This is a genomic window from Pseudomonas sp. M2(2023) (genome assembly GCF_030263955.1).
GTDB lineage: Bacteria > Pseudomonadota > Gammaproteobacteria > Pseudomonadales > Pseudomonadaceae > Aquipseudomonas > Aquipseudomonas asiatica.
In genome coordinates this window covers 2,717,956-2,744,751 of the sequence record NZ_CP127114.1, presented here as the reverse complement: position 1 = coordinate 2,744,751, position 26,796 = coordinate 2,717,956, and the positions used below count along the sequence as shown (strand labels likewise).

Below are 26,796 nucleotides of genomic sequence, written 5' to 3'. Positions count from 1 at the left end.
TTCCCTGCGCGCCAGCTCTTTACCATCAACTGAGCTTAGCAGCCCGGCCGAATATGGCCTGCGGGGCGCATGAGAGGGACCTTATGATCATCGCGAAACCGACATGGACCGCGGACATCCACGGCCTTTTTACCGCTCCCTACTGGATTCCTGCTGCGCAGCGCGCGGCCGTGGCAGCCTCCTGGACCGGGTGCATGAACGCCTATTTCGTCTACCTGGACGACCCGGGCTCGGTCAAAACCTGGTCAGAAACCATCTACCAGCACCTGGCCTCGCGAAACATGCCGCTGACCCTCGACCAGCAACAGTTCTGGCCGATCGATGCGCTGGAAACCTTCAGGTTGTGGGTCAACCAGGGCTGGCGCCTGAACGCCGATTCTCCCTTCGATCTGGCCGAGCGCATCCCACCACCCGACCTGCCCCAATCAGTCAGGCGGGTGAGAAAGGACATCCGCGCCCTGACCCTTGAGGAACTGAACCTGTACCGCGCCCGCCTGGACGATGTAATGCAGGTGGGCGACCCCGACAGTGGTTCGCCCTGGCAACGTTACGCCTACATCCACACCAACTGGTGCCTGCATTATCAGGAGGCGTTTGCCCTCTGGCACCGGGCCTACCTGTTGTATCTGGAACAACTGATCGACTGTGCCATTCCCTATTGGGACTGGATGGCCGAAGACGCCAGCGTCGACGGCAGCCCCCAGGCCGGCCTGCCCCAGGCTTTTCTCGATGAAACCTATGTGCACCCCCACACCGGCGAAACCCGGCCCAACCCCCTGCGCTACGCGGCCGCCAAGGATGGTTGTTCGAAAGTGTGCGCCAGCGGTGCGGTCAAAGGGGTGGACTGCCGGTATGTGCAGCGCGACCGGTTGTTCTACACCCACGGTGACGACTCGCGTTCGGAGCGCACCCGTTTGTTCGGCATGAGCCGGATTTTCCAGCAACAGGTGGTGGATGCCCTGAAGTTCACCACCTTCAGCCAACCACAGGGCGTGCCCGGTTATCCGTGGGCCAACATCCCGGTGTTCGACCCGCCCCAGAAGGACAGCCTGTACCCCAACCGTGCCCTCAACTTCGACGGCCTGTACGAGCAACCCCACGACAACTATCACGGCTGGATCGGCGGTGACATGGCCGACAACGCCTACACCGCCTTCGACCCGGTGTTCTGCTCCTACCACGCCAACATCGATCGCATGCTCGAGGTATGGATCAGGGCCAACCCCGGGGCGCAATTCACCACGCAGTGCCTGCTCCAGCCGTTCTCCGGTCACGATGCCACGCAGCTCACATTCACCAGCGCCGACGCCTGGCGCTACACCACCATCGGCGACATGGCCCAGGACAGCCGGCACATCGGCTACGACTACGGCGTGCCGGTGGCCCCACAATTCGGCGCGCCCAAGGCGGCCACCGGCGCCTGCTGCAAGCACAGCGCAACAGCCGGGCCTGCCGCGGGCAACGCCGCAGGGCCCGGGCCGTGGGTGGTGTTCGATCACGTGCGCTGCACCCATGACACCTATCTGATCGATGTCTTTCTCGACCAGCCCGACGCTGCCACGCAGCACATCAGCGCCGACAACCCCCATTACGTGGGGCGCTTCAGCCGTATCGGCATGGGGCTGGTGGACGACAAGGGCCGATGCATCACCCACGGCGTGTCCCGCGCACTGAATGCGGCCCGCAACGCCGCTGCGCTGGGCCTTGCCCGCGGCGACGCGGTGCAGTTGTCGCTGGTGGTGACCCACCTCGACAGCGGCCGCGTGCTGACGCCTGACGAATACACGACGCTGCCCGGTTTCATCGCCCAACTGGTGTGGGACGACCCGCGCCAGACCCTCGCCGGCCCGCCCCCGGTCGCCGGCTGCTGCTCTGCTTCCACCTCACGCACATCAGGAGAACCGACATGAGCACGCCCTTCAAGCAGTTCACCTCTCCCGCCGGCCAAGCCCCCAAGGACTACAACAAGCTGGGCCTGGAAGACCAGTTGCCGCAGTTTGAAACCGACTGGAACAACAACCTCACCGGCTGGACCGAATCGTCGATCATCGGCAACCCCTGGTCGGGCCTGAACGACGCCCCCCGCTCGGGTTACTACAACCCGCTGGTGGAAGGTTTCGGCGACGTGACCGCCCCGGCGATCACCTGGGCGCCCTTCCCCAACCGGCTCTGGACGTTCTTCTACAACAACGGTGCGGCGGTCATTCCCCAGCTGGGTGGCAAGGCCATGACCCTGGACCAGGTGATGGAATTGACCGACCACGGCCAGATCACCCTCGACAACACCCTCTACATGCTCTACGACCCCAACAAGCAAGGTACCGTGCTGCAACTGCCGGCCAAGCGCTGCCCGAGCATCGACTGGAACGGCAAATACACGGCGTTCTCGCCTTCCGGCCCGCGGGGCTGGCTCGACGAGTACTGCGAGTGGTCGATCGTACGCGATGCCAACGGCAACATGCGCAAGATCACCTTCACCTGCGAAAACCCCGCGTACTTCCTGACCATGTGGCGCATCGACCCGAACGCAGTACTGGGCCTGTATCGCGACTACATCGACCCGAACGTGCAACTCGAAGACCTGTACCTGCGCTACGCCGTCGACTGCCCGACCGGCAAAGCCGGCGACCCGGTCATCGACCCCACCACCGGCAAGCCGGCCTATGACACCGTCAACAAATGGAACGCCGGAACGGCCTGTGTACCCGGCCAGTACGGCGGTGCGATGCACCTGACCTCCGGCCCCAATACCCTCAGCGCCGAGGTGTACCTGGCCGCCGCCGCCACCATCCTGCGCCCGGTGAGCAGCAGCCAGAACGCCCAGTCGTTGATCTGCTGCGCGCAGTACGGGCAAAACTATCGCAACTCTGATCCGCACATCGGTTTCATGGCCAATACCACGGCGGTGAACAACCGACTGTCGCTGACCAACCCCATTGGCCTGTACTTGCAGCAGCCCACCGATTTCAGCGCCTGGAAGGGCCCGCAAGGCCAGGACGTGAGCCAGTACTGGCGCATCACGCGCGGTACGGCGAAGTCGGCCGCCAATGGTTCCGACCAGATCCTGCAGGCGGTGTTCGAGGTGCCGGAAAGCGCTGGTTTCTCGATCAATGACATCACCATCAACAACCAGAAGGTCAACTATGTGTGGGTCATCGCCCAACAACTGCTGGTCGGCCTGAGCGTCACCGTCAAGCCGCTCAGCACCACGCCTCAAGCGTTCCCATGCGTGCAGGACCGGGTGGCCGGCCTGCAACCCTGGCCAGTGCAACTGCTGCCGCTGGACCTGTTCTACGGGCAATCCCCCACCGACCTGCCCGCCTGGCTTGCACCGGGTAGCAGCAACCAGTTCGTGCTGGTGGTGCAAGGTGCCGACCCGACTACCACGGCGCAGAATGCAAGGGTGCAATTCTCCAACCCCGGGGTGACGGCGCAGGTCACCCAGTACCTGCCCGACGCATCGGCCATTCCTGGCCAGACCAACTCGGGCGGCACCCAGGCCTACATTCTGACCATCACGGTCAGCCCCTCCGCAGCACCCGGCCTGGTGGCAGTGCGTGCCCTCAACCCGGGTGAAGATGTGAACGTGAGCGCGACAGACCACCCTTGGGAATCTGGCCTGGCGCTGGTGCCTGGCGCCTGAGCCACGCCACTTACGCCACTTACGCCCTTCTACCGCCGCACCTTCGGGTGCGGCTTCACAGCTTGCAAGGAGCGCAATGATGCCCAGGTCACGCTTGAGTCTTCTGTCGCTGCTGTGCGGCATTCTACTGTGCCTGTCGACCCCGCAACTTGCCACGGCGGCCACGCTGTCGGACGCCGATACCTGTGTACAGCAGCAATTGGTGTTCAACCCGGCTAGCGGGGGATTCCTGCCGGTCAACAACTTCAATGCCACCAGCCAGGCGTTCATGAACTGCTTTGGCTGGCAATTGTTCATTGCCTTGAACTGGCCGGTGAACCCCGGTTGGCCGGCCACCGCCAGCCTTGCGGGTGAACCCGACATGCAGAGCACGCTGGCGCAGTTCGGGGTCCCCTCCGCACCGGGTCAGCCCATGAGCGTGGCCCCGGTATGGGCCAGCTACAAGGACGCCAACGACATCTTCCTGCCCGGCGCACCCACGCCTACCGGCTGGGGTGTGCAAACCCTGGTGCCGTCCGGCTGCAGCACCCAGGGTAGCCTCAAGGCGCTCAAGGTGGGCGCACGCAAGTTCATGAACGCCACCTCCGAAGGCGCGATCAATGCCTTGCACGGTTTCCACCTGTCGACCGGGACACTTGCGTCCATTCCCGACCCGGTCATGGAGGCGTCCGGCGGCTGGCTGACGGACCAGGCGGGCAAGCTGGTGTTTTTCGAACGCAAGGTGGGCAAGGCCGAGTTCGACTACATCGTCGACAAGGGGCTCTACGACGCTGCCAACCAGTTGAAGGTCGCGCAAAACCTCGACGGCCAGACACCGGAGGGCCTGTCGCTGCCCATCGGCGAACCGATGCGCTCACTGCCAACCTCCCCAGTGCCACAGGAGCAACTGGGCGCGATCGAGCTCAAGGCCGCCTGGCGGGTTCTGACCGGCAAACCCGAGCTGTTCGGGCGCTACCTGACTACCGTCGCCTGGCTCAAACGCCCCGACACGCTGGAGTGTACCCAGGAGGTGGTGGGGCTGGTGGGCCTGCATATCATCAACAAGACCCAGGCTTCGCCCAACTTCATCTGGACCACCTTCGAGCAGGTGGACAACGTGCCCGAACCGGCCCAGGTCCCGCCGCAACAAACCCCGCCGAACGGGTTCGCCTTCAACAACCCTGACTGTGGCGACGGCCCCGAGTGCACACCGAACCAAGCCCGTATCCAGTGCAAGCAAACGCATCCCGACAAGGACTGCACCGATCTCTTCCCACGCGACCAGCCGGTACAGACCACCCGCGAACACCCCGTGCCCGGCGACCTGCAGGCCCTCAACAGCGCGGTACAAGCCAACTTCGCGCAGCACACCCAAGGCAAGTCGGTGTTCCAGTACTACAAGCTGATCAACGTACTCTGGACCCTCGCCCCCAATCCGCCCAGCCCGGAACCGGGCGCCAACGCGCAAGTGCCGCTGTCGTACGGGCCGTTCATCAGCCAGGGCAACGTACCAGTGGCCAACACCACCATGGAGACCTACGTGCAGGGTGATGACTGCAATCAGTGCCATCAATACGCGACGATTGCCGGCAGCCCGTCATTGGCCTCGGATTTCTCTTTCCTGTTCAACAGTGCCGGCTCCGCCAGCAACAAAAGCCTGATCAAAAGCGTCAAAGCCTTCGAAACCCTCAAGGACCGCCCCTGAACCGCAAAAGGGGCGATCACCGATCGCCCCGAACAGGGTTTCGCAGATGGCGCTGCCCTTCAGGCACCTTCCTGCCCGCACACCAAAATCTCGTACCCCTGAAATTCATGCGTTTAGTCAGCTAGCCAAATATTCCTTGCATACCGCGCGAACGGGCCTCGGTCATAACAGTACACACAGACCTTCCTGTGTCTGACCCGAGGTAAGCGATCATGGCAAACAATCAAGACAAAGGTGGCAACCAGGGCAATGCTGACACCGGCATGGGCAACAATACTGCCGGGGCTGGCCAGCAAGGCGGCCAAGGTTCGGGGGGGCGGATGCCCGGTCAGCAGCAAGGTGGCAGCCAATCCGGCCAAAAACCTGAGGACAAGATGAACAAGGACTGGGAACGTTCCCGTGATACGGGCAGCCAGGGCGGCCAGGGTTCAACCGACAAGCAGAACCAGAACCTGCAAGACAAGGACCGCATGGGTGGTCAGCAAAACCAGGCAGATGATCAGCAGCAGTGGGATAAAGAGCGCTGATAATCAGCAGCGGGCATCAGGGTGATTGCTGCCCTGATGCCACCTCCATGGTCCGGGAGGGGCATGATGAACAACGCCAGAGAACGACACTCGACTGTCATTTGCCTGCAAGCAGGGCGCATCCTTTTCGTGCGCAAGCAAGGCGCTGAATGGGCGTTGCCAGGCGGGAAGATTGACCCAGGCGAGCACCACCTGGATACAGCGCAGCGCGAGCTGATGGAGGAAACTTGCCTACCCTTCAATGGTGCTCGATTCCTCAACCATTACGTGCTCGCAGGTGAGGAGCACTACCTCTATCAGCTGCCTGTTGAAGCGGGAGCAAAGCCTGCTGCAGATCACGAGATAGTCGAGTGCCGCTGGTTCACTGCCCCAGAGCTTCACGAAGTTCGGGTCAAGCCATCAAACATCGAGTTGCTTGAACGAGAACACCTGCTTCCTGTGTAGTGGATCAGAGCCAGAAAGCGCACATCCACCGGGCTGCGTGCGTTGTCATTCAACCAATACGACCCGCCGGGCATCTCTTCGCACGGCTTGAGGCGGGACACCAAAACCACGAATGAACACCTCCCGCATGTGCCGCCGGTCCCTGAACCCGGTTTCCTTCGCCACCACATCCAGGCTGTGGCGACTCTGCTCGATCATCAGGCGGGCAGCCTCAAGACGCAGGCTTTCCACAGCCTTGGCAGGTGACTGACCTGTCTCGGCAGTGAATACGCGGGTAAATTGTCGGGGGCTCAAATGCACGGACTCGGCGAGCTCTTCGACACTAAGTGGACGGCTCAAATGCTTGCGTGCGTAATCCAGGGCGTTTTGTATCCGATCAGACTTCGGCGAAAGCGCCAGCAACTCGGAATGCTGCGATTGCCCTCCGGAGCGCCGCTGATGCATCACCAGCTTGCGTGCCACTGACCTGGCCATCTCGGTTCCCAGGTCTTTTTCCACCATACCCAGTGCCATGTCCAGGGCGGCGGTCATCCCGGCGGACGTCCAGATCTGCCCGTCCACAATGAAGATTCGGTCTTCTTCCACTTCGATCTTCGGGTGCAGTTCACGCAACTTTTTCGCATAGGCCCAATGTGTCGTGGCCCGCCGGTTGTCCAGCACGCCTGCCTGGGCCAACACGAAACAGCCGGTGCACAGACCGGCAGTGCGTCGAGCGCCATCGACAAAGCCTCTGACGCTGGCCAGCACTTCCTCGCCTGGCGGAGTCAGCGGCGTCAGGGTTCCCGTGATCATCCAGGTATCAGCCAGACCAGGAGCGCCCAACGGCAGCGTGTCCATGTACATGCCCAGGGAAGAACGCACCGTGCCGCCGCCGATGGAAAAATTCTGGATCTTGTAAACCGTTTCGCCCGCGACAATGTTCGCGAACTCGAACACGGCCTGCGTCGCCAGCGACATGATCTGGAAACCTTCGGTGATGAGATAGCCGACCCGGTGCATGGTTGGAGCTCCACATTAGATGTCCTGAAAACGTACCATATGTGTCGTTTAAGACAAAGACGACCTTCTGCATCATGGGCTCCACATCCAACAACGGAGCATGACCATGAAGCAGCAATTCAAAGGCACTGCCCTCATCACTGGCGCCTCTACCGGCATCGGCTCGATCTACGCAGAACGCTTGGCGCGTCGGGGTTACGACCTGGTGCTGGTGGCCCGCAACCGGGAGCGCCTCAATACGCTGGCCAGCCGGCTGACTACGGAAACCCGGCAGAACGTGGAGGTGTTTCCGGCAGACCTGGCAAACACAGATGACCTGGCCAAGGTAGAGCGGAAATTGCGCGAGGACGCCAGTATCAGCCTGCTGGTGAACAACGCAGGCATAGGCACCCACACCAGCCTGCTGGAAAGTGATGTCGAGCGCATGGCTGAAATGATCACCCTCAACGTCACCGCCCTCACCCGCCTCACCTACGCGGCCATCCCCGGATTTGTCGCCCGTGCGCAAGGCGCCGTGATCAACATCTCGTCCGTTGTCAGCCTGGCGCCGGAGCTGCTCAATGGTGTGTACGGTGGCAGCAAGGCGTATGTCACCGCCTTTACCCAGTCCCTGCACAAGGAGCTTGCGGACAAAGGCATAAGGATCCAGGCAGTGCTGCCAGGAGCCACCGCCACCGACTTCTGGCAGATCGGCGGCTTGCCGGTCGAAAACCTTGATCCGGGCATCGTGATGTCGGCCCAGGACCTGGTGGACGGTGCCCTGCAGGACTTTGACGACGAGGTACTGATCTCTATCCCCTCGATGCATGACCTGAAGTCCTTCGAACGCTACGAGGCCAGCCGGCAAGCCCTGTTCGGCCAGTTGTCCAGCAATCAGCTTGCCCCTCGCTACAACGCCAACTGAACAATGCAAGGAGACGGATCATGAAACTTAGCGCAAACACCATTTTCATTACCGGCGGTACCTCAGGCATCGGCCGCGCCCTGGCCGAGGCATTCCACCAACGTGGCAATAAAGTGATCGTTGCGGGGCGCCGTCAGGCACTGTTGGATGAAATCGCCCAGGCCAACCCGGGGATCGATACAGTGCGCCTGGACATCAATGATCCGCAGCAGATCAAGGAGGTGGCCCAGGATGTGATCCGCCGCCATCCTGCATTGAACGTGATCATCAACAATGCCGGCGTCATGCCGTTCGACAATCCGGCTTCCGGGGACCTCGACGACGAACAAGCAGTGAGCCTGCTGCAGACCAACCTGCTCGGCCCGGTGCGCGTCAGCGCGGCCTTCGTCGAGCACCTCAAGCGCCAACCGGATGCTTGCATCATCAATAACAGTTCGGTTCTGGCCTACCTGCCGCTAGCGGCCACCGCGTTGTATTCGGCGACCAAGGCCGCCATCCACTCCTACTCACTGTCGCAACGGTTCAGCCTGCGTGACACCAGCGTCAAGGTACTGGAAATTGCGCCCCCTTGGGTGGACACCGATCTGATTCACAAGAGCGGTGATGAGCGCGCCATGCCGCTGGATGATTTTATCCAGGAAACCTTGGTCAAGCTCGAATCCGCAACCACGGAAGTCCTGGTGGATCGTGTCGTCCCGCTGCGAGCCAACCAGGGCCTGAACGAACACGAACTGATTCACCAGTTCAACCTGGCGCTGGTTGAGAACCCGATCCCTGTTGCCTGACCCAATTCCCGAATCCCGACAACGTTGCGCAGTCTGTTGGCAACGTTCCACCACAAGGCTGCCGATTGCTGCCGCCCGGTCCAAGGGAGCCCTTTCAACCCGGGCGGCAGCTAGCCGATTTTCAGCGAAACGCGGAAAGTGTTCCGGCAATAGCCCGGTTTTTCAGGGGGGCCGACACGATTAGCCTGTTACCACTGTTTACCTGAAAGGTCACATCCCAATGAAAGCAATCGTCTACGACACCCCCGGCCTCCCGATCCAGGATTCCCGATCGTTGTACGAGCACGAACTGCCCAAACCCACGCCCGGCGCCAGGGACCTGTTGGTGGAAGTCAAAGCTATCGCAGTAAACCCGGTCGATACCAAGGTCAGAGCCAGCCGCAGCGGCGCCCATCCCCAGGTGTTGGGATGGGATGCCGTGGGCGTCGTTCGCGAGGTCGGCGCCGAGGTGTCGTTGTTCCAGCCTGGCGATGAAGTGTTCTACGCCGGCGCGATCGACCGCCCGGGCACTTACAGCGAATTTCACCTGGTCGACGAACGCATCGTCGGGCACAAGCCTCGTACTCTGGACAATGCCAGTGCCGCAGCCTTGCCGCTGACGTCCATCACCGCCTGGGAGCTGCTGTTCGACCGCCTGGGTGTTGAGGAAAATGGCGGCGCTGGCAAGAGCCTGCTGATCATCGGTGCCGGCGGCGGGGTTGGTTCGATCCTGGTACAGCTTGCACGCAAGCGTACCCAGCTCAAGGTGATCGGTACCGCGTCACGGCCTGAAACCCAGGCCTGGGTCAGCGAACTCGGAGCACATCACGTCATCGACCATTCGGCATCCTTTGCCCTGCAACTGGAGCAACTCCAGCTCAACCCAGTGGATTACGTGATCAGCCTGACTCACACCGATGCGTACCTCGCGCAGATCGTCGAAGTCCTGCGCCCACAGGGCAAGCTCGCGCTGATCGATGACCCTGAGCATCTTGATGTCGTGCCGTTCAAGCGCAAATCGCTGTCGGTGCACTGGGAGCTGATGTTCACCCGCTCGCTGTACCAGACCGAGGACATGATCAAGCAGCACCATCTGCTGGAGAAAGTCTCGGCGCTGGTCGACGAAGGGGTCATCAAGACCACCGTTGGCGAGCACTTCGGCAGCATCAATGCCAGCAACCTCAAACGCGCCCATGCCCTGATCGAAAGCGGCAAGGCAAAAGGCAAGATTGTCCTGGAAGGCTTCTGAGCATTCATCCAGTCAAGGTAACCAAGGCGGGGCCATGAGCCCCGTCAGCTTATCCATCAGCAGCGATGAGCTGCTCGAATCGCTCCGCCAGAAACGCTCTGAGCACCTGCACAGCAGGTGTGAGCGAGGTTCGATGAGCGCACACCAGTTGCAACGGCGCAGGTTGGCCGTAATCCCAAGGAAACAACTCGACCAGCCGCCCAGCGCGTATGTCCGCCAGAACGTCCAGCCTGGATTTGTAAACGATCCCCAATCCTTCAACACCCCAGCGCCGAACGACATCGGCGTCATCGCTCAAGCGGTCGCCTGTAACCTGGACGGTCTTGATTCCATCGGGCAAATGGAAGCTCCATCGCTCGTAAGTCTGCTCGCCCATCACATAGCGCAGGCAATTATGCCTGCCCAGGTCTTCCAGAGCGTCTGGCGCCCCATGTCGTGCCAAGTAACGAGGTGAGGCGCAGACCGTTCTGCGATTCCCTGGGGCGAGCATCAGTGAAACTAGGCTGGAGTCTGCCAGTTGCCCATACCTGATACTCGCATCCAGTTGCTGGCCGACAAGGTCGGCCACCTGATCGCTGACCCGCAGTTGCAGCGTCACCTTGGGGTTCAACCGCTGGAAATCGTCGAGCCAGGGCAGCAGCAGATTCCTGCCAATATCCGAAGGGATGGACAGGCGAAGTGTACCCGCGATCTCATCTCTCCCTTCGGTCAGCGCCACCTCACCGGCGTCCAGTGCGTCCAAGGCCTGACGGGCATGGGGCAGATATCGCTCGCCATCATCCGAGAGCCGCAAACGCCTCGTGGAGCGCACGAACAACCTGGCACCCAGGCTGCTTTCCAGTCGCTGGACAGCCCCGCTGGCCAAGGCCGGTGAAATATCCAACAACCTGGCCGCTGCCGAGAAGCTGCCGGCAAAGGCTGTTGTGACGAAGACCTGAAGATCATCAAACCGAACTGTTTTCTTCACTGTGGCGAATTCTTGACCTGGCGCGTGGGCCAAAGCGTAGCGACATTGCGCAGCCATTCCCAGCCTGGGCCTACAACATTCGTGATGAGCCGCCAGCCCTCTGCGCAGGCAGAGGGGCCGGCGACGCACATCCAGCGGGATCAGGAATTGAAGCCCAACCCTGAGGAAAGGTCGGAGTTTCCGGGCTTGCGCTCTGCCTGTGTAGACGCTTTACCACCCACCTGATCGAACGACTCTTCGACCGACGCCTTCACCTCGCGGCCCTTGGCCTTGAGTGTGTCGGTCAAACGATCACTGCTGGCGCCCATCAGCTGGTCTTCCTTGCGGGTAGTGGGTAATGCGGCCCCCAATGTCGCACCCAGTGCTATGCCCAAAGCGGCCAATACCAGAGGTTGCTCCTGAAGCAGGTGATCGAACTGGCCCTTCAGTGCCGTGGCCTGATCTGCGGCCTTGTGTGCCGAATGGCGCAGGGTATCCGCGGAAGCCCCCACGGAGTCGCGGGCGCCGCTGCCAAGGTCGCTGGCCCGATCGCGCATGTCATGGGCTTTCATGCGCACCTTCTGGCTGGCGTCGTGCACTGCCTCCCCCGCCTGCGCGAAAGCGCCCTTCACCGTGTCCACCGCGTCGCCGAGCTTTTCGCCCAACCCAGGCCCATGGTGCGCAGGCCCGGGGTTGAAGGGGCGGTTCTGGTTCAGGCCCAGCCAGGCCAGGCCCAATACCGTCAGGGTTGCGGGTACGGGGTTGTTCTTGAGGGTGGTGCCAAGGTTCTCGAAGAACTCGCCGCCATTGCCCTTGGCATAGGCCAGGACCCGGTCGACCATCTGGCCCGGGCTCAGGCGCTGTTCGAGGGCGTCCACCAGATCGCTGATGTGCTCGCGCTTGGCGTTGATTTCCTGCTCGAGCAAGTCAGGGTCTTTGTGCGCTTCATGTTCGAAGGAAGTGGTCATGGCAGTTTCCTCTTCAGCGTGTCCTTGTCCTGCTGCATGGCATGCAAGGTACGGTCAGGGGCCAGGTGCGTGGGTTCGAACCGTTTCTTGCCCGACTGCAACATGATGAACCCGATTACCAAGGTGACCGCGCCCACGATCAGGGCTGCCAGCCAGGGTTCGAGCACCGTCGCCAAGGCGTAGACTGCCGCCAGCAACAGGATGACGAAGCCCGCCAGCATCACGATCGCACCCGCTGCCACCGCAGCCGTGCCGGCCTTGAGGGTGGCGAGGTTCTGCTGCAGCTCTGCCTTGGCCAGCGCCAGCTCCTTGGTGAACAGGTCCGGTACTTCCCGCATCAGCTGGCGCAACAAACCGCCAACACCGACGGCGTCGTCTTCCGCCGTGTGCAAGCTCGGGGTGGTATGCAAGGGTTCTTTGTTCATCATTCACCTCCTTTGAGAGGATCGCGTTCGAACGGGCTGCCACTGACCGGCGTGCCTGCACCAGGGCCGACTGGGTCGACTGGGGTGAAAGGTTCACGGGTGGATACGTCGCTACCACGATCAGGCACTGGCTGCGCGGGGTGGGACTGTTGCCAATCACCGGACGACGCAGGGGTGGTGGACTCATGGCTGGTGCTGGCTCGCATGAAACGCGATACGGCAAACCCGATGGCGACGCTACCGGCCAGGAATAGCGCCGGGTTGCTCCTGGCCAACTGAGCACCACGCTGCAGCAGGCTTTCGGCACTTTCATGGCGTACCTGTTCGGCGAACTCACCCACGCACTCTGCTGCCTGGTTCAGGTACTGCGACAGCCCGAGACTGTCCTTGCCTTGCAGTGCAGCTGCCGCCGAACGCGCACCTTCCTCGAGCGAATCAAGCTGATCGGCTGCGTTATCGCGGTAATGTTCGAACTGCTCGCTGCCTTTGTGCCTGGCCTCGCCAAGCAGCGCACCGGCGTCGTCGATAAAGGCATGCTCCTGGGTGCTACCGGGTGGAGATGTCGAACTTTGATTGGTCTTGTCCATCGTTTCGCCCTCGAAGCTGATTGTTGGGTGAGTGCCGCTTTTATTGGGGCATTCATTCGAGGGACGCAGGTGAGGTGGCAGGAGTTCAGCGTTTGTGATCTATGACATTTGTCCAGAGGACCAAAGAAAATAGCGCAATCAATCTTGGTTGCTGGTACCGGAGCAGAGGCTTTGCATGTGGCGGTAATCAGCGTCGACAACGATCGCAGCACCGCCTTGTAAGGGGGTGCAGCTGTGCTGCTCACGCCAGCTGGATGAAGACCGCGTAGATACCGAGAACCATCCAGAAGACCAGGAATATCCAAGGCGTACGCAGCGAAAACAACAACGACTTACGGTGCCCGGCCTCTGAAATTTCCGCCTCACTGAACAATGGCGATTCGTCATACGCCAGCCCCATCAATGGCTCGCTGCGCAGCAGGTGGCTCTGTTTCACTTGCCAATGCTCGATGATCTTGTAGGCCGCGCGAATACCCGGCCAGGCATTGAGTGAACTCAATACGCCCAGCAAGGCAAGAAACGGGGGAACCACCAGCGTGAACATCTCGCCCCAGCTCTGGTTGAGGTTACTCATTGACGACACGAAGGCGATCACCAGAAACGACTGGGCAGCTAGATAGGCGTCAGTGCGGTTGGCAAGGATGCTGGTCTCGTACTGGATTTCACGGCGGTAGAAATCCAGGCGTTCCTTTGGCGAGCCGAACATGCGGGCGTTCCGCTCGCTGATCTCGTGTTCAGGGGTGCCTGGAGTGATGATTTGCGGCACGTACTGGCTCCTGAAAGTGAGAGTGGTGATGCCTCGAAACTTGGGAAGCGAACCCATGAGCGCAAGCCTGCCTGAAGATTTCAGGCAGGCTTGCGCACAACAAGCTTCAGGTATTGCCGGTACCGCTATTGGAGAACTTCTTTACATCAATGGTCGGTGCGACGAATTCCGGCCCGTCGCCCGATACCCGCCAGCGCACATTGTTGATGCCGTAGCGCTCAGCCATCGGCCGGCTGACCTTCTTGATCTTGTGCTGGCCGAACCGTGGAATGATACCCACGCCGGCATCGCAACTTGCCCAGTGCCAGGCTTCGGCGTTGTCCATACGCTCGAGCCGGATGATGAAGGTGCGAAATTCCCCATGAAGCTCGTACTCGATCACATACAACTGCTGTCCAGCCATTGCACTCTCCTTCACCAATTCAGACTAATGGAGCGAGCAACGTGTAAAAAGATTCATTAATTTTGACTGGTTGGTCATCGCTCTTTTCCATCGCCATGCTTCCATCACTTCCTCAGCGCAAATGCCGCTCCAGAGCCAGTGCATTGGCTATCGCAGCACCGGAGGCGGTGTTGTCGAAAATGCACCAGGTGGGCACTCCGGCGGCAAGGCTGTACCGCAAGTGTTCAGCCAGACGCTGCAGATATTCGTCGGGATACTCGCTGTGGTAGATCCTCGGTTCGCCATGCAGGCGCCAGTAGACCAGCCCCGGCCAACCTCCCGGTTGCGCATCGGTAACGAAGCGCGACGGGCTCGCGGCAACCTGGGCGATGCGCAAATCGACCAGCATCGGCTGAGCCGATTGCCAGCTGGCGTGCCTGGGCTCCAGCGCTACCGGCCCGTCATACCGTTGCCGCAGGCTTTCGAAGAAACGTCGCGCATGCTGGGGGGCATGGCCAAGCGATGGCGGCAGTTGTACCAGCAGGCAACCCAGGCGGTCGCCCAACTGCCCGCATTGAGCAAGAAACCTGTCCAGCGCGTCCTCGCACCCGCAGAGCCGCTGCTCATGGCTGATGACCTTGGGCACCTTCACCGCAAAGCGGAAATGCTCTGGTACGGACGCAGCCCAACGGGCATAGGTTTCCGGGCGATGGGGCCGGTAGAAGGAACTGTTGATTTCCACCGCATTGAAGCGGGTGGCGTAGCGTTGCAGGTGGCTGCCGGGCTGCGCAAATGCCTCGGCGTAACGGCTCGACAGGCTCCAGCCAGCGCAACCCAGATAAATCATCAGCTACCGGCCGGTTCGCCACGCAACGCCTCGCCCTCACCCGCGACGCGCCGGGCATACCCCACACCCCACAGCAACGCACGCCTCATGGTTTCCCCCGCGCGTTGGTCATAGATCCGTTCGCACAGCACCGAACCGTCAGTGCGATAGACGCCAATGAACAACTGCGTGGCGCCTGTGCGTGACAAGCGCGTCTGCACTTCCAGGCAAGTGCCGGTGCCGAGCGTTTCCTCATGGGTTTGATGGTGCAGGATCGGGTCGCACCACTTTCTATAGGTTTCACCTCTTCTTTTCATCTGCCAGCCCTCACCTCTTCACGGTTGCTGATAATGCCCCGGCGACGTGCCTGGCTCATGGTCGTGCTCCAGACGTTGCACCTGCACGTCAGTGAAAGATGACGCTTCGTTGCGGTGCAGGCCTTGGAGGTAATCGCGCGCTGCTTCGCGGCTAAGGTCTTCCTGGTCGCTGCGCAATTCGCAGGTGCCGGGTTGGTTGTCGAGGATGTAGCTGATCAGGTACAGGTACTGGGCCATCGCTGTAACTCCTGCTGGCTGAATGAAATCGGGCGACTCAGCTCGATTGATCCTGGCTTGAGTGCAGCCGTTCAGCAGGGGCGACGACCGGCTCAGGCACTCAGCGCCAGGCCGCCATCAGGGCACCACGCGTGCCGTTGACCGGGTCTTGTGCGGGGCCGGGCACGGAGGCGATTCGCGCCAGCGTCTGCTGGTGCGCTGCGCTTTCTGGGCGCTGGATATCGTAGTTTTCCTGCCCCTTGGGATAGGCGCCGACCACCAGAAAATCATCGCTGCTCTCGACGCAGCGATGGCCAGTTCCTGCCGGCAGTACCAGTACGTCGCCGCACTTCACGCTTATGGTCTGCCCCGCTTCACCGCCCAGCGTCACCCGCGCCCGGCCGCATGCGATGCCCAGAACTTCATGAGCATTGGGGTGAAAGTGATGGTAATCGAAGATCCCACCGCGCCACAGCGGCACCCACTGGTGTGCGGTGAACAGCGCCTCGAAGGCACTGGCGCAGTCTTGCGACGGGTTGAGTTGCAAGCGGTACAGCAATACCGGGAAATGGCTGTTCGGCGTTGCACCGTCGTCCTTGAAATACAAGGTCTGCACGGTTGCACCAGCAGTGTCTGTCGCATTCATGTCGAGCGTCCTGATCCTGTTGTCCGTTCACTTGCGAACCCGATGGCTCATGCAAGGTTCCAGTCGGTAGACCAGTGCGCACACGTTTGAAACTTTCCCGATCCGCGCCAAGTCCAGACCCCTATCGGTCACAGGACGGGAGAAGGCAATGACCAGCACGGTAGGCGACTTTCTGGTGGAGCGCTTGTATCAATGGGGGGTGCGGCGCATCTTCGGTTACCCCGGCGACGGCATCAATGGGGTATTTGGGGCGTTGAGCCGGGCCGAGGGCAAGATCCAGTTCATCCAGACACGCCACGAGGAAATGGCAGCCTTCATGGCCAGCGCCCATGCCAAGTTCACCGGCGAATTGGGCGTGTGCATTGCCACCTCCGGCCCCGGCGCTTCACATCTGCTTACCGGCCTGTATGACGCGCGCATGGATCACCAGCCGGTGCTGGCCATCGTCGGTCAGCAGGCGCGAGCAGCGCTTGGCGGGCATTACCAGCAGGAGCTGGACCTGCTGTCGATGTTCAAGGACGTCGCAGGTGCCTTCGTGCAGCAGGCTTCGACCCCGGAACAGGTGCGCCACTTGCTCGATCGCGCCGTACGTACCGCCGTCGGCGAACGCCGGGTCACCGCCATCATCCTGCCCAACGACCTGCAGGACCTGCCCTACCACGAACCACCGAAAGCCCATGGCACGGTGCATTCCGGCATCGGCTACAGCAGGCCCAGGGTGGTGCCTTTCGAGCAGGACCTGCAACGTGCCGCCGAGGTACTCAACGCTGGACGAAAAGTGGCGATCCTGGTCGGAGCCGGTGCACTGCAAGCCACCGAGCAGGTGATCGCGGTAGCTGAAACGCTTGGTGCAGGCGTGGCCAAGGCGCTGCTGGGCAAGGCCGTAGTGGCAGACGACCTGCCCTGGGTCACCGGCGCCATCGGGCTGCTAGGTACCGAACCGAGTTATCGGTTGATGAGCGAATGCGACACCTTGCTGATGATCGGTTCCGGCTTCCCCTACGCCGAGTTCCTGCCTGAGGAAGGCCAGGCCCGTGGCGTGCAGATCGATTTGCAGCCAGACATGCTCAGCCTGCGCTACCCCATGGAGGTCAACCTGGTCGGTGACGCCAGCGAAACGCTGCGGGCACTGCTGCCATTGCTCGAACACAAGACCGAGCGCCGTTGGCGCGACAAGGTTGAAGGCTGGCGCGCAGACTGGGACAAGACCCTGCAGAAACGCGCCTTGGTCAAGGCCGACCCGATCAACCCCCAGCGCGTGGTGCACGAACTCTCCCCTCGCCTGCCCGACCACGCCATCGTCACCAGCGACTCCGGGTCCTGCGCCAACTGGTTTGCCCGCGACCTGCAGATACGCCAGGGCATGCAGTGTTCGTTGTCCGGTGGCCTGGCCAGCATGGGCGCGGCGGTACCCTATGCCATCGCCGCCAAGTTCGCCCATCCGCAGCGCAGCGTGGTGGCATTGGTGGGTGACGGGGCGATGCAGATGAACAACCTGGCCGAGCTGATCACCGTCGCCAAGTACTGGCGCCTGTGGGAAAACCCCCAGTGGATCTGCGCGGTGTTCAACAACGAAGACCTCAACCAGGTGACCTGGGAACAACGGGTAATGGAGGGCGACCCCAAGTTCGAGGCCTCACAGGCGATTCCTGATGTGCCCTACCACCTGTTCGCCATCTCCATCGGTTTGCAAGGCATCTATGTGGAACGCGAAGAAGACATTGCCGGCGCCTGGGAGCGAGCCCTGGCGGCTGACCGGCCGGTGTTGATCGAGTTCAAGACCGATCCGGACGTACCTCCCTTGCCGCCGCACATCAAGCTTGAACAGGCGAAGAAGTTCGCCAGCAGCCTGCTCAAGGGCGACCCGGACCAGGCTGGGGTCATCGTGCAGACGGCCAGGCAAGTTCTCGGTTCGGTATTGCCGGGCAAGAAATGAGATGTGCGCGGCACTGGTAGCAACCAGCCCCGCCGGCACCCGGCCAACTACACTCAGTCGACACACGTCTGCGCAGAGACAGCAATCATGCCTACGCAAACCGCAATCGTGTTCGCTGGCGGCGGCAGTCTGGGTGCGGTCCAGGTGGGGATGCTGCGGGCTCTGGTCGAAGCCGAAGTCCAGTTCGACAGGGTGGTTGGCGCCTCGGTAGGCGCCATCAACGGTGCCTACTTTGCAGCGAGGCCCAACGCTCAGGGTGTCGAGACTCTCGCCGAATTCTGGCGAGGCCTGAGCAGAACCGACATCTTTCCCTTGTCCTGGCTCGATACCTGCCGAGGCCTGCTCAAACGTCGTGGTTTCCTGCTGCAACCAGCGGCCTTGCATCGATTGCTTGGCAAGGCGCTGCCGATCCATCGCATCGAGGATGCGAAACTGCCCCTGCATATCGTCACCACCGACCTGCTAAGTGGTGCCGAGACAGTGCTGTCCAATGGCGAGCTCGAGCAGGCGCTACTGGCCAGCGCCGCGATACCGCTGGTGTTCCCTTGCGTGCAGATCGGCGGCCAGTTCCTGGTGGATGGCGGTGTGGCAAGCAACACGCCTATTTCGACAGCCGTAGCGCTGGGCGCCAGCAATGTCGTGGTAATCCCCACCGGGCTCAGCTGCGCCTTGACTCAACCGCCCCGCGGCCTTGTCGCCCTGGCCTTGCACACTGTCAACCTGATGAGCATGCGCCAGCTTGTGAGTGACATCGAACACTTCCGCACGCTCACCAGCCTGCATATCGTTCCGCCCTTGTGCCCGGTCGATGTCTCGGTATTCAACTTCGACCAGACCGAGTCGTTGCTGGAGCGGGCCTATGAGCAGACGCTTCGGTGGCTGGACCACGGCGGGCTCGAACGGACCAAGGTGCCGGGTGCCCTGACCGTTCACTCGCATGCCCATGAGCATTGAATGATGTGGACAGTTCGGGGCCTTACACATCTGCCCGGCGAAACACCAATACCCTTGAAACAGTGGTTTGGCATACGGCATCGTCCTGATTGAGCGTGATGCTCTCAAGGACAGCGAAGCCCCGGTCAGGCTTGGACTTCGACGCGGCAAGCTCCCTTATGGTTGTGGTCACTCGCAACAGGTCACCTGGTCGCACGGCCCTTGGCCAGCTGATTTCGCTGCCGGCGCCGATGAGCCCTCCAGCCACTGGAACACTCTCTACCAACAACCGCATCGTGACTGCGCAGGTATGCCAGCCGCTAGCAGCCAGCCCAGCAAAAAAGGTTTCTTGGGCAGCATCGGGGTCCGTATGGAATGGCTGGGGGTCGAACTCCGAGGCGAAACTCATGATCCCCTCCTGGGTCATTTCATACGAGCCGCTCATGAAGGACTCACCTACTTGCAAGTCCTCGAAAAAGAGCCTTTCAGGTGCAGAAGCCATGAGTTACCTCCGGGGTATGCAGGCAGCGGCGGAAAAGCGAACGTCTGGAACTGGCGCCAGTTTAGCCCTTCCCTACCTGCCTCCAAAAGCCACGCTCACGCTAGCGCTGCTCCCGTACGAACTCGATGAAGGCCCTCAACGCCGCAGGCACCTGGCGGCGGCTCGGGTAGTACAGATACAGCCCCGGGTAGTAGTGACACCAGTCCTCCAGCACCTGCTGCAAATGGCCACGCTCCAGGTGCTCCTTGGCCATGTCTTCGAACACGTAGGCCAGGCCGAGCCCTTGCAAGGCAGGCGCCAGCATCAGGCTGACGTCACCCAATACCAAGGGCCCCTGGACATCGACCTCCAGTTGCACACCCCCGCGCTCGAACTCCCATCGATAAAGTGCGCCACCAGGGAAGCGGTGCCCGATGCAAGGTAGTTGCTTCAAGTCTTGCGGGTGCTGTGGAACAGGATATCGATCAAAAAACGCGGGCGCCGCTACCACCACCGAACGAAGGTAAGGGCCGATGGGCAGCGAAACCATGTCCGCCTGGAGTCGCTCCCCCAGGCGCACGCCAGCGTCAAAGCCGGTGCCCACCATGTCCACCAGCGCATCGTCACTGACGATTTCCAGGCGTATATCCGGATACGCCAGCAGAAAGCGATTGGCCAGTGGCAGTAGCGCGAGCTCTACTGCGGCGCGCCCGGCAGTGATACGCAGGTTGCCTGACGGTTTGTCGCGGAAGTTGTTGAGGTCCTCCAGCGCGTCGGCGATGTCCCGAAAGGCCGGTTGCAGCCTCTGGTAAAGACGCTCCCCGGCCTCGGTAAGCGCCACACTGCGCGTGGTGCGGTTGAACAGGCGAACATCAAGACGGGTTTCCAGAGCCCGCAGCGCATGGCTCAGGGCCGAGGGCGTAAGGCCCAGCTCGACTGCCGCGCGGCTGAAGTTCAGGTGGCGGGCAATGCACAGGAACAGGGACAGATCGGCGGTGCTGGTTGGCTTCATTACTGAAAGCTACTCAAAGGCCTATGTAATATTCATGGGATTATCACAGCAATCCGCAGATTTTAAAGTTCGCTCAACTCATCGAGAAGGCTCGCATGGTGCAGGGTCGGATACAGGAGGAGTTGACATGCGTACCTGGCTCATTACTGGCGCTTCCCGCGGTTTCGGCACCCTGATCGCCCAACAGGCCCTGGCAGCGGGTGACGCCGTCATCGCAACGGCGCGTAACCCGGAAGCCATCGAGGCTCGCCTTGGCCGGCACCCGAACCTGCTGGCCGTGCGCCTGGATGTGACCCGCGAAGAGGACGCCCATGCGGCGGTCGCTGCTGGCATCAAGCATTTCGGGCAAATCGACGTGCTGGTCAACAATGCCGGTTATGGCGTGCTCGGCGCGGTAGAAGAAACCAGCGCCAGCGAAACCGAACGGCTGTTCGCCACCAACGTTTTCGGGCTGCTCAACGTAACCCGCGCCGTACTGCCCCACATGCGTCGCCAACGCAGCGGCCACGTGATCAACATCTCGTCGCTCGGCGGCTACCAGGCCTACACGGGCTGGGGGGTGTACGGTTCGACCAAGTTCGCGGTCGAAGGCATCAGCGAAGCGATGCATCAGGAGCTGGCCCCCTTGGGGATCAAGGTGACCGTGGTCGAGCCGGGCTTCTTCCGTACCGACTTCCTGGATGACCAATCGCTGGTGAAGACAGCCTTGGAGCTGCCTGACTACGCAGCCACCGTCGGCGTCATGCGCCACCACGCCGAGGCGGCCAACCATGCCCAGCCCGGCAACCCTGCGAAGCTGGCCGAAGCCCTGCTGGCCCTGGTCAATGCAGCGAACCCGCCACTGCGCCTGGCGCTGGGCAGCGATGCCGTCGCGCGCATCGAGGCCAAGAACAGCGCGGTAGAGCAAGAGCTGGCCCAGTGGCGGGACCTGTCGCTCTCTACCGACTTTGCCGCGTAGCCGTCGCTGGCGTGCCAAACCTGAACCGGGGGCGCCGGTTCAGGTTGTCAGTGGCATTGAACAGCCGCCTCGACAATCAGCTGGACCAAGAGCGTAACCTGCACGCTCAAGGCAACGTTTGAAGGGTGAACCAGGGCAATGAAGCGGTCGACCTGGCGCCCACCAAATGACGAGCGATCGTAGCGCAGGCATCTTCCGAGTGATTGAAAGCGGGACTACCACGCTGAACGTGCTAGGCAATGCAATCGCACCACTGGTGATTGCCCGTTGGGAGGGGGTTCAGTTGAAGCCATCCCGGAGTGAGGCGCCCAGCGGAGGTTGATGGGCCTATTTAGTACCCGTTCTCATAGAACAACACATGAATCATTGATTTAGCAGGGCCCTGTGGGAGCGGGTTCACCCGCGAACACCGGCGAAGCCGGTGCCAAGCACCGCATTGGATTCTTCGCGGGTAAACCCGCTCCCCAGCGGTACGCGAAACACCCGCATGCTCAGTTTTCAGCGAGACAGCGCATGCCTTCAGTGCTCACGAACTAACGCAGCAAGGCCAACATGCTCGCAGCGTCGCTGCACTCGAACTTGCCGGGTGCTTCGACCGCAATGTGCCTGACCACCAAGTCGTCGACCAACATGGCATAGCGTTGCGAACGCCGACCCATGCCGCGTGCCGATAGGTCCTGGATCAGGCCCAGCGCCTCGTTGAATTCACCATTGCCATCGCCAATCATCCTGACCGCCTCGCCCACCTGCAGGCTCGCGCCCCAGGCATTCATGACGAATGCATCATTGACCGAAACACAGAGAATTTCGGCAACCCCGGCAGCGAACAGGTCCTGGGCCGCGGCCACGTAGCCCGGTACATGCCGCTGCGAACAGGTAGGCGTGAAGGCACCAGGCAAGCCGAAGATCACCACTTTTTTCTGCTTGCAGCGCTCGTGCAGGGAAAACGCGTTCGGGCCGATTGCACAGCCGCCCTCGCCGTTGCTGTACTGGTAAAGCGTTACGTCGGGCAGTGTTTCGCCGGTCTTGATCATCGTTTTCTCCGTGGGGCGGTAAATGGCCAGGCATGATGCAGCATCCACCAAGGTGCGTACATACAGCGGTCTGGCCTGGAAAGTTGGATGTCAGCTACCACGACGCGCCTCAAGCCACTGGAACAACCCCATGCCAACCAGCATCGCAGCGACGAACAGCCAGGCCTGCCAGTACCCTGCAGGCAGCAGCACCAGGGCCGGCCCCGGGCAGATGCCCGCAAGCCCCCAGCCAATGCCGAATACCAGGCTGCCGCCGATAAGGCGGCGGTCCACATCGCGTCGGCCAGGCAATTGCATCGCCCCACCCAGCAGGGCCGTTGGATGACCGCTCGCCCAGCGCATCGGTATCCATGCTGCGGCAATCGCCCCGATCATCACCAGCGCCAATGAAGGGTCCCATTGCCCGGCAATGTCGAGGAAACCGAGCACCTTGGCAGGGTCGGCCATGCCTGCAAGCAACAACCCCACGCCGAACAGCAGCCCGGCGATGAAACCACTGAACACTGGCATGTCAGGCCCCTTGTACGAGATGGCGGACCACATACACCGTGGCAAAACCGGTAGCCATGAAGCACAGCGTTGCCACCGCCGAACGGGGTGACAGGCGCGACAGGCCACAGACGCCGTGGCCGCTGGTGCAACCGCTGCCGTAGCGGGTGCCGAGCCCTACCAGCAGGCCCGCTGCGATGAGTGTCCAGGATGCCGTGGTGAAACGGGCTGACGGCAGCGTGGCAAATATCCCCCAAAGCAACGGGGCTGCCAGCAGCCCCAAAAGAAAGGCAAGCTTTTCTCTGCGCCCTTCCCCGCCTCGCTGCAGCATCGAACCGAGCAAACCACTGATTCCTGCAATACGGCCATTCACCACCGCGAACAGCCCAGCCCCCAGCCCGATCAACACACCACCAGCCAGCGCGGACCATGGTGTAAAGGCCAGCCAATCAATTGCCATCGTATTTCTCCCGGAACATGAACAAGAGAACAATTAACGGTTCAGTAAGAAAGCTGAAAAATACCACGACCCTATGCCGACAACTTCAATGAGATTAGCCAGCCTATTCAAAGTACATGAAGCTGCACTTGTTTGATGCAGGTCAAATTCGCGACCAGATGGCCGCCTAGACTGCAATCATCCAGGCATACCAAGGCCTCGACGCACGTCGTATATATCCATAAAAGTGGAGTTCGCCATGCAAACGCAATTGAAGTTGGTTCTTGCTGTTGTTCTGGCCGGTAGTGCATTCATGGCGCATGCCGAAGCCAAAAATCAGGCTGGCGACGCCTCCACCAGCGCCCCAGCCGCCAGTACAACTTCCGAGTCGCCCATGCACAAGGCGATGAGCGAGCAAATGCACAAGATGCAGGTTGCTCATGACAAAGCCGCAGCCGCGAAGACCCCTGCCGAGCGCCAGGCCGCCATGCGCGAGGGCATGAAGACAATGAAGGAGAGCATGGCCATGCTGCACCAGCAACATGCTGCGGGCTGCATGGGTTCGGGCATGGGAATGTCGGGAGCCAAGGGTGGCATGGGTATGGGCGACGGAATGATGGACATGATGATGAAGATGATGGATCAGCAGTCGTCGATGATGGATATGCCCATGAAGCAGTAACCAGTACTTGCTGTTGTTTCAGCACTGATCGCACTGCGGTCGATGGCGTGGTCGAAGCACGCCATCGATCTCGGCCACTATCTGCCGCGTTGCATCCTCGATGGCCCCTTCATTACGGCACAATACCCAGCCGTGTTCCGCAACCGCACGCTCGAACGCTTCGGTACAGGCAACCTGCTCAACCAGGCTATGGATCACCGTACTGCCCAGCCCGCGCGTCCTTGCCGCGGCTCTTGCCCATGAAGTATCGGGGGCCGTGACGACCCCGACATGCAAATCGGGCACTTGCACATTTCGCTCGAGGTTCAGGCGCAGGATCTCGTCGAACGCCACGCTGCGGCGAAATGCGGCATCAGAAGGGTACCAGCGATCGATCAGGATGATGCTGCCCGCTGGCTGCCTGGGCAGCACGTGTCGGGAAATCCAGGCACGGCTTTCGGCGAAGCGCTCGCATACCCTCAATTCCAGGTCCCGGGAGGGGTTTCTGACCAGTTGATTGACAAGGGCCATGGTTTCCCCCCGGTAGGGGTCGCTTTTTTTCTCGCAAAGCCGGATCACTTTCTTGTTGTCAGCCCGCAAGGCCTTGGTAACCGCCTCCAGAAGCGTGGTCTTGCCGGTGCCCTTGGGCCCATCGATGGAAACAAACAGCGGGCGGGTCATTTTTAATTACCAGTCGAATCTGAAGATGCAGCGCAGGCCTGGGTGCCACAGTATTCATCACAAGCCAGTGGAGCCATACAGCTAGCCTGATTCAACCCAGCTGGGCCTGAAGAAACAGCGAAAAAAGCTCCGACTGCGATTTGATACCCAACTTGCTGTACATATGCTTGCGGTGCACTTTCACTGTCTCCACGGAGATTTCAAGCTTGCGCGCAATTTCTTTGCTGGAACACCCGCTCAGCATCAGCCGCCCCACCTCCAGCTCACGCCCGGTCAGCGGCGACTCCATCTGCTCGACCCTGTCCTCCATGCGGCTTTGCCAGTGCGGCGCAGGTTTGGTGGCCTCTTCCAGCAACTCCCGCTCGAACGTCATCCGCTGGCGCATCAGCGCAGTGACCCATGGCCGCAACAGTTCCAGCAGGGTGACCTGTTCGATGCTGAACCGGCGCTTGCTACCCAACGACAGGCACAGCGTGCGCTGCGCATCCAGCTGCACGTTGAACTGAATTTCATCGGCAACCACGTTAAGTCGGAAATAGCGCTGGTAGTAGTCCGTCTGCTCGAAACACTCAGGGGCCACATCCGCCAGGCGCACCAGGCCGGACACCGCAGCCTCTCGGCTAGCCACGTAGAAAGGGTCCAGCAGGTACAAGCCCTTCAGGTAGTCCTGGAACAGCGGGTCAGGGTTGCCGTCTGCACTGGGGCACTCGGCGAACACCTGCGGGCGCCCTGCGGAAAACAGCAGCGCAACCCAGCTGTCGCAGGCAACGTACTCGTTCAGCAACCGCACCAAGGCTGTCCAGAAGTGGTCCTTGTCGAGGGTTTCGATCAATTGGCCTACCGAGCGGTGCCAGGCGATGTCGTGCAGCGTAAAATTCATCCTCTACCCCTGTTGGGTTACCACGTGGGCGTAATACCCCCCGCCATGATGACCACCCCATAATCCGGGCTAGCTTACGCTGAGCGAACCTGTACCGGGATCGTTTTTTACACCCCATGCCGCCAGGGCATGGCGGTCGAAGCTGTTAGTCGAGGATTGGAAATGAAGGTAGAGCTTGTCCAACTGGCCGGTCGCGATGGCGATACCGCGTACAACCTGCAGCGCACCATCGAAGCGATCGGCAACTGCGGCGCCGATACCGATCTGCTGGTCTTCCCGGAAACCCAGCTGATGGGCTTCCCAACCGAAGAAAACATCGGCCGCATCGCCGAGCCACTGGATGGCCCGAGCATCACGGCAGTCCAACAGGCCGCACAAGCGCAGAATGTTGCCGTAGTCGTCGGGATGGCCGAAGCCGCAGACGACGGCCGTTTCTACAACACCACCGTGCTGGTCACGCCTGAAGGCGTAGCGCTCACCTATCGCAAAACCCACCTTTGGGCATCGGACTGCGGGGTTTTCACCCCAGGCGACCGTTTTGCGACAGCCCTGTTCAAAGGCATCCGTGTCGGCCTGCTGATCTGCTTTGACATCGAATTCCCGGAAACCGCCCGTGCCCTGGGGCAGCTGGGCGCAGAACTGATCATCATCACCAACGGCAACATGGACCCGTACGGGCCCACCCACAGAACCGCCATCACCGCACGCGCCATGGAAAACCAGGCCTTTGCGGTCATGGTCAACCGCGTGGGTGATGGTGATGGCGGCCTGGTCTTCGCCGGCGGCAGTGCCGTCGTCGACCCGTACGGCCAGTTGCTGTGCGAAGCCGGCCGTGGCGAGTGCCGGATAACCGTCGAGCTGGCCATGGACCAACTGCAGCAGTCACGGCGCGATTACACCTACATCGCCCAGCGCCGCATCCAGCTGCCGGGTGAACAGGTCGAGCACGCCAACGGTCTTCGCGAACTGATCATCCCCTCCTGAAAATTCCACCCTTCC

Annotated in this window: 31 protein-coding genes; 13 read left to right on the top strand and 18 right to left on the bottom strand. The window is 61.3% G+C overall.

What is annotated here, in order from left to right; all coding sequences use genetic code 11:
• The first annotated feature begins 83 nt into the window (after positions 1-83).
• The 5 genes from QN085_RS12720 to QN085_RS12700 all read left to right on the top strand — a co-directional run bounded on the left by QN085_RS12720 (position 84) and on the right by QN085_RS12700 (position 6,298).
• Positions 84-1,910: a tyrosinase family protein gene (locus tag QN085_RS12720; protein ID WP_169774827.1), complete on the top strand. Its 1,827-nt coding sequence runs from the start codon at positions 84-86 to the stop codon at positions 1,908-1,910.
• Positions 1,907-3,643 (top strand): DUF8225 domain-containing protein, encoded by a 1,737-nt coding sequence (locus QN085_RS12715; RefSeq protein ID WP_023663301.1) that lies wholly within the window; start codon positions 1,907-1,909, stop codon positions 3,641-3,643. Before QN085_RS12720 ends, QN085_RS12715 begins: the two co-directional genes overlap by 4 nt.
• Before the next feature lie 79 nt (positions 3,644-3,722).
• Positions 3,723-5,327 (top strand): hypothetical protein, encoded by a 1,605-nt coding sequence (locus tag QN085_RS12710; protein ID WP_031325781.1) that lies wholly within the window; start codon positions 3,723-3,725, stop codon positions 5,325-5,327.
• A gap of 212 nt (positions 5,328-5,539) precedes the next feature.
• Positions 5,540-5,854, top strand: coding sequence for a hypothetical protein (locus tag QN085_RS12705; RefSeq protein WP_023663299.1), 315 nt, complete (start codon positions 5,540-5,542; stop codon positions 5,852-5,854).
• Positions 5,855-5,920: 66 nt separating this feature from the next.
• Positions 5,921-6,298 carry an NUDIX domain-containing protein gene (locus tag QN085_RS12700; protein WP_024087115.1) on the top strand — a complete coding sequence of 126 codons (378 nt, stop codon included), beginning with the start codon at positions 5,921-5,923 and terminating at the stop codon, positions 6,296-6,298.
• Between the two features lie 45 nt (positions 6,299-6,343).
• Here QN085_RS12700 and QN085_RS12695 read toward each other — a convergent pair whose 3' ends face one another.
• A complete protein-coding gene (locus QN085_RS12695; RefSeq protein ID WP_023663297.1) occupies positions 6,344-7,297 on the bottom strand; it encodes a GlxA family transcriptional regulator in 954 nt (317 codons plus the stop codon).
• Between the two features lie 106 nt (positions 7,298-7,403).
• On the opposite strand from QN085_RS12695, the gene QN085_RS12690 reads away from it, so the two are divergent.
• The 3 genes from QN085_RS12690 (at position 7,404) to QN085_RS12680 (ending at position 10,214) form a co-directional block, all read left to right on the top strand.
• Positions 7,404-8,201 (top strand): SDR family NAD(P)-dependent oxidoreductase, encoded by a 798-nt coding sequence (locus tag QN085_RS12690; protein WP_015270283.1) that lies wholly within the window; start codon positions 7,404-7,406, stop codon positions 8,199-8,201.
• Between the two features lie 20 nt (positions 8,202-8,221).
• Positions 8,222-8,986, top strand: a complete 765-nt coding sequence (locus QN085_RS12685; protein WP_015270282.1) for an SDR family oxidoreductase — start codon at positions 8,222-8,224, stop codon at positions 8,984-8,986.
• A 220-nt stretch (positions 8,987-9,206) separates the two neighbouring features.
• Entirely contained in the window at positions 9,207-10,214 is a 1,008-nt protein-coding gene (locus tag QN085_RS12680) for a zinc-binding alcohol dehydrogenase family protein (RefSeq protein ID WP_013972591.1), read from the top strand.
• 49 nt (positions 10,215-10,263) lie between these two features.
• On the opposite strand, the gene QN085_RS12675 is transcribed toward QN085_RS12680, so the two are convergent.
• From QN085_RS12675 to QN085_RS12630, 10 genes are all read right to left on the bottom strand, one after another.
• Positions 10,264-11,238 (bottom strand): LysR family transcriptional regulator, encoded by a 975-nt coding sequence (locus QN085_RS12675; protein ID WP_013972590.1) that lies wholly within the window; start codon positions 11,236-11,238, stop codon positions 10,264-10,266.
• 83 nt (positions 11,239-11,321) lie between these two features.
• The gene (locus QN085_RS12670) at positions 11,322-12,128 is read right to left on the bottom strand and encodes a DUF3618 domain-containing protein (protein WP_285691102.1); all 807 of its coding nucleotides are present in this window, start codon (positions 12,126-12,128) and stop codon (positions 11,322-11,324) included.
• Positions 12,125-12,553: a phage holin family protein gene (locus QN085_RS12665; RefSeq protein WP_024087114.1), complete on the bottom strand. Its 429-nt coding sequence runs from the start codon at positions 12,551-12,553 to the stop codon at positions 12,125-12,127. The genes QN085_RS12670 and QN085_RS12665 overlap by 4 nt, the downstream gene beginning before the upstream one ends.
• Complete coding sequence (locus QN085_RS12660; RefSeq protein WP_013972587.1) at positions 12,553-13,140, bottom strand: hypothetical protein; 588 nt, start codon at positions 13,138-13,140, stop codon at positions 12,553-12,555. Before QN085_RS12660 ends, QN085_RS12665 begins: the two co-directional genes overlap by 1 nt.
• Before the next feature lie 241 nt (positions 13,141-13,381).
• The gene (locus QN085_RS12655; RefSeq protein ID WP_013972586.1) at positions 13,382-13,906 is read right to left on the bottom strand and encodes a hypothetical protein; all 525 of its coding nucleotides are present in this window, start codon (positions 13,904-13,906) and stop codon (positions 13,382-13,384) included.
• A 106-nt stretch (positions 13,907-14,012) separates the two neighbouring features.
• Positions 14,013-14,309 (bottom strand): DUF6555 family protein, encoded by a 297-nt coding sequence (locus QN085_RS12650; RefSeq protein ID WP_024087113.1) that lies wholly within the window; start codon positions 14,307-14,309, stop codon positions 14,013-14,015.
• Positions 14,310-14,421: 112 nt separating this feature from the next.
• On the bottom strand, positions 14,422-15,135 hold the full coding sequence (locus QN085_RS12645) for a DUF72 domain-containing protein (RefSeq protein ID WP_023663293.1): 714 nt from the start codon (positions 15,133-15,135) through the stop codon (positions 14,422-14,424).
• Positions 15,135-15,431, bottom strand: a complete 297-nt coding sequence (locus QN085_RS12640) for a hypothetical protein (protein ID WP_013972584.1) — start codon at positions 15,429-15,431, stop codon at positions 15,135-15,137. The genes QN085_RS12645 and QN085_RS12640 overlap by 1 nt, the downstream gene beginning before the upstream one ends.
• 18 nt (positions 15,432-15,449) lie before the next feature.
• Positions 15,450-15,668 (bottom strand): hypothetical protein, encoded by a 219-nt coding sequence (locus QN085_RS12635; RefSeq protein ID WP_013972583.1) that lies wholly within the window; start codon positions 15,666-15,668, stop codon positions 15,450-15,452.
• Positions 15,669-15,768: 100 nt separating this feature from the next.
• Entirely contained in the window at positions 15,769-16,293 is a 525-nt protein-coding gene (locus QN085_RS12630) for a cupin domain-containing protein (protein ID WP_041505977.1), read from the bottom strand.
• A 148-nt stretch (positions 16,294-16,441) separates the two neighbouring features.
• Between QN085_RS12630 and QN085_RS12625 the strand changes: the two genes are divergently transcribed.
• Together QN085_RS12625 and QN085_RS12620 are read left to right on the top strand one after the other, a co-directional pair.
• Entirely contained in the window at positions 16,442-18,229 is a 1,788-nt protein-coding gene (locus QN085_RS12625; RefSeq protein ID WP_023663531.1) for a thiamine pyrophosphate-requiring protein, read from the top strand.
• 87 nt (positions 18,230-18,316) lie between these two features.
• Positions 18,317-19,183: a patatin-like phospholipase family protein gene (locus QN085_RS12620; protein WP_023663530.1), complete on the top strand. Its 867-nt coding sequence runs from the start codon at positions 18,317-18,319 to the stop codon at positions 19,181-19,183.
• 22 nt (positions 19,184-19,205) lie between these two features.
• Here QN085_RS12620 and QN085_RS12615 read toward each other — a convergent pair whose 3' ends face one another.
• A complete protein-coding gene (locus QN085_RS12615; RefSeq protein ID WP_023663529.1) occupies positions 19,206-19,664 on the bottom strand; it encodes a MaoC family dehydratase in 459 nt (152 codons plus the stop codon).
• Between the two features lie 100 nt (positions 19,665-19,764).
• On the bottom strand, positions 19,765-20,655 hold the full coding sequence (locus QN085_RS12610; RefSeq protein WP_013972578.1) for a LysR family transcriptional regulator: 891 nt from the start codon (positions 20,653-20,655) through the stop codon (positions 19,765-19,767).
• A 127-nt stretch (positions 20,656-20,782) separates the two neighbouring features.
• On the opposite strand from QN085_RS12610, the gene QN085_RS12605 reads away from it, so the two are divergent.
• Positions 20,783-21,613, top strand: coding sequence for an oxidoreductase (locus QN085_RS12605; protein WP_024087110.1), 831 nt, complete (start codon positions 20,783-20,785; stop codon positions 21,611-21,613).
• A 533-nt stretch (positions 21,614-22,146) separates the two neighbouring features.
• On the opposite strand, the gene QN085_RS12600 is transcribed toward QN085_RS12605, so the two are convergent.
• From QN085_RS12600 to QN085_RS12590, 3 genes are all read right to left on the bottom strand, one after another.
• A complete protein-coding gene (locus QN085_RS12600; RefSeq protein ID WP_023662316.1) occupies positions 22,147-22,647 on the bottom strand; it encodes a peroxiredoxin in 501 nt (166 codons plus the stop codon).
• A gap of 90 nt (positions 22,648-22,737) precedes the next feature.
• Complete coding sequence (locus QN085_RS12595) at positions 22,738-23,157, bottom strand: DUF6691 family protein (RefSeq protein WP_024087109.1); 420 nt, start codon at positions 23,155-23,157, stop codon at positions 22,738-22,740.
• 1 nt (position 23,158) lies between these two features.
• Entirely contained in the window at positions 23,159-23,596 is a 438-nt protein-coding gene (locus tag QN085_RS12590; RefSeq protein ID WP_003258763.1) for a YeeE/YedE family protein, read from the bottom strand.
• Positions 23,597-23,834: 238 nt separating this feature from the next.
• On the opposite strand from QN085_RS12590, the gene QN085_RS12585 reads away from it, so the two are divergent.
• The gene (locus QN085_RS12585; RefSeq protein ID WP_024087108.1) at positions 23,835-24,257 is read left to right on the top strand and encodes a hypothetical protein; all 423 of its coding nucleotides are present in this window, start codon (positions 23,835-23,837) and stop codon (positions 24,255-24,257) included.
• Between the two features lie 18 nt (positions 24,258-24,275).
• On the opposite strand, the gene QN085_RS12580 is transcribed toward QN085_RS12585, so the two are convergent.
• Both QN085_RS12580 and QN085_RS12575 read right to left on the bottom strand, forming a co-directional pair.
• On the bottom strand, positions 24,276-24,917 hold the full coding sequence (locus tag QN085_RS12580) for a dTMP kinase (protein WP_013972571.1): 642 nt from the start codon (positions 24,915-24,917) through the stop codon (positions 24,276-24,278).
• A 91-nt stretch (positions 24,918-25,008) separates the two neighbouring features.
• Positions 25,009-25,797, bottom strand: a complete 789-nt coding sequence (locus QN085_RS12575; protein ID WP_013972570.1) for a helix-turn-helix transcriptional regulator — start codon at positions 25,795-25,797, stop codon at positions 25,009-25,011.
• A gap of 162 nt (positions 25,798-25,959) precedes the next feature.
• On the opposite strand from QN085_RS12575, the gene QN085_RS12570 reads away from it, so the two are divergent.
• A complete protein-coding gene (locus QN085_RS12570) occupies positions 25,960-26,781 on the top strand; it encodes a carbon-nitrogen hydrolase family protein (RefSeq protein ID WP_024087107.1) in 822 nt (273 codons plus the stop codon).
• Positions 26,782-26,796: the final 15 nt, after the last annotated feature.

Excerpts from the sequence above, each read along its gene's own strand:
- QN085_RS12625 (WP_023663531.1), top strand. The coding sequence starts at position 16,442 with ATGACCAGCACGGTAGGCGACTTTCTGGTGGAGCGCTTGTATCAATGG.
- QN085_RS12700 (WP_024087115.1), top strand. The coding sequence starts at position 5,921 with ATGAACAACGCCAGAGAACGACACTCGACTGTCATTTGCCTGCAAGCA.
- QN085_RS12590 (WP_003258763.1), bottom strand. The coding sequence starts at position 23,596 with ATGGCAATTGATTGGCTGGCCTTTACACCATGGTCCGCGCTGGCTGGT.
- QN085_RS12575 (WP_013972570.1), bottom strand. The coding sequence starts at position 25,797 with ATGAATTTTACGCTGCACGACATCGCCTGGCACCGCTCGGTAGGCCAA.
- QN085_RS12650 (WP_024087113.1), bottom strand. The coding sequence starts at position 14,309 with ATGGCTGGACAGCAGTTGTATGTGATCGAGTACGAGCTTCATGGGGAA.
- QN085_RS12610 (WP_013972578.1), bottom strand. The coding sequence starts at position 20,655 with ATGAAGCCAACCAGCACCGCCGATCTGTCCCTGTTCCTGTGCATTGCC.
- QN085_RS12715 (WP_023663301.1), top strand. The coding sequence starts at position 1,907 with ATGAGCACGCCCTTCAAGCAGTTCACCTCTCCCGCCGGCCAAGCCCCC.
- QN085_RS12675 (WP_013972590.1), bottom strand. The coding sequence starts at position 11,238 with ATGGCTGCGCAATGTCGCTACGCTTTGGCCCACGCGCCAGGTCAAGAA.
- QN085_RS12695 (WP_023663297.1), bottom strand. The coding sequence starts at position 7,297 with ATGCACCGGGTCGGCTATCTCATCACCGAAGGTTTCCAGATCATGTCG.
- QN085_RS12710 (WP_031325781.1), top strand. The coding sequence starts at position 3,723 with ATGCCCAGGTCACGCTTGAGTCTTCTGTCGCTGCTGTGCGGCATTCTA.
- QN085_RS12635 (WP_013972583.1), bottom strand. The coding sequence starts at position 15,668 with ATGGCCCAGTACCTGTACCTGATCAGCTACATCCTCGACAACCAACCC.
- QN085_RS12615 (WP_023663529.1), bottom strand. The coding sequence starts at position 19,664 with ATGGCTTCTGCACCTGAAAGGCTCTTTTTCGAGGACTTGCAAGTAGGT.
- QN085_RS12665 (WP_024087114.1), bottom strand. The coding sequence starts at position 12,553 with ATGAACAAAGAACCCTTGCATACCACCCCGAGCTTGCACACGGCGGAA.
- QN085_RS12660 (WP_013972587.1), bottom strand. The coding sequence starts at position 13,140 with ATGGACAAGACCAATCAAAGTTCGACATCTCCACCCGGTAGCACCCAG.
- QN085_RS12570 (WP_024087107.1), top strand. The coding sequence starts at position 25,960 with ATGAAGGTAGAGCTTGTCCAACTGGCCGGTCGCGATGGCGATACCGCG.
- QN085_RS12720 (WP_169774827.1), top strand. The coding sequence starts at position 84 with ATGATCATCGCGAAACCGACATGGACCGCGGACATCCACGGCCTTTTT.
- QN085_RS12585 (WP_024087108.1), top strand. The coding sequence starts at position 23,835 with ATGCAAACGCAATTGAAGTTGGTTCTTGCTGTTGTTCTGGCCGGTAGT.
- QN085_RS12605 (WP_024087110.1), top strand. The coding sequence starts at position 20,783 with ATGCGTACCTGGCTCATTACTGGCGCTTCCCGCGGTTTCGGCACCCTG.
- QN085_RS12680 (WP_013972591.1), top strand. The coding sequence starts at position 9,207 with ATGAAAGCAATCGTCTACGACACCCCCGGCCTCCCGATCCAGGATTCC.
- QN085_RS12705 (WP_023663299.1), top strand. The coding sequence starts at position 5,540 with ATGGCAAACAATCAAGACAAAGGTGGCAACCAGGGCAATGCTGACACC.
- QN085_RS12685 (WP_015270282.1), top strand. The coding sequence starts at position 8,222 with ATGAAACTTAGCGCAAACACCATTTTCATTACCGGCGGTACCTCAGGC.
- QN085_RS12595 (WP_024087109.1), bottom strand. The coding sequence starts at position 23,157 with ATGCCAGTGTTCAGTGGTTTCATCGCCGGGCTGCTGTTCGGCGTGGGG.
- QN085_RS12580 (WP_013972571.1), bottom strand. The coding sequence starts at position 24,917 with ATGACCCGCCCGCTGTTTGTTTCCATCGATGGGCCCAAGGGCACCGGC.
- QN085_RS12600 (WP_023662316.1), bottom strand. The coding sequence starts at position 22,647 with ATGATCAAGACCGGCGAAACACTGCCCGACGTAACGCTTTACCAGTAC.
- QN085_RS12690 (WP_015270283.1), top strand. The coding sequence starts at position 7,404 with ATGAAGCAGCAATTCAAAGGCACTGCCCTCATCACTGGCGCCTCTACC.
- QN085_RS12645 (WP_023663293.1), bottom strand. The coding sequence starts at position 15,135 with ATGATTTATCTGGGTTGCGCTGGCTGGAGCCTGTCGAGCCGTTACGCC.
- QN085_RS12640 (WP_013972584.1), bottom strand. The coding sequence starts at position 15,431 with ATGAAAAGAAGAGGTGAAACCTATAGAAAGTGGTGCGACCCGATCCTG.
- QN085_RS12670 (WP_285691102.1), bottom strand. The coding sequence starts at position 12,128 with ATGACCACTTCCTTCGAACATGAAGCGCACAAAGACCCTGACTTGCTC.
- QN085_RS12630 (WP_041505977.1), bottom strand. The coding sequence starts at position 16,293 with ATGAATGCGACAGACACTGCTGGTGCAACCGTGCAGACCTTGTATTTC.
- QN085_RS12620 (WP_023663530.1), top strand. The coding sequence starts at position 18,317 with ATGCCTACGCAAACCGCAATCGTGTTCGCTGGCGGCGGCAGTCTGGGT.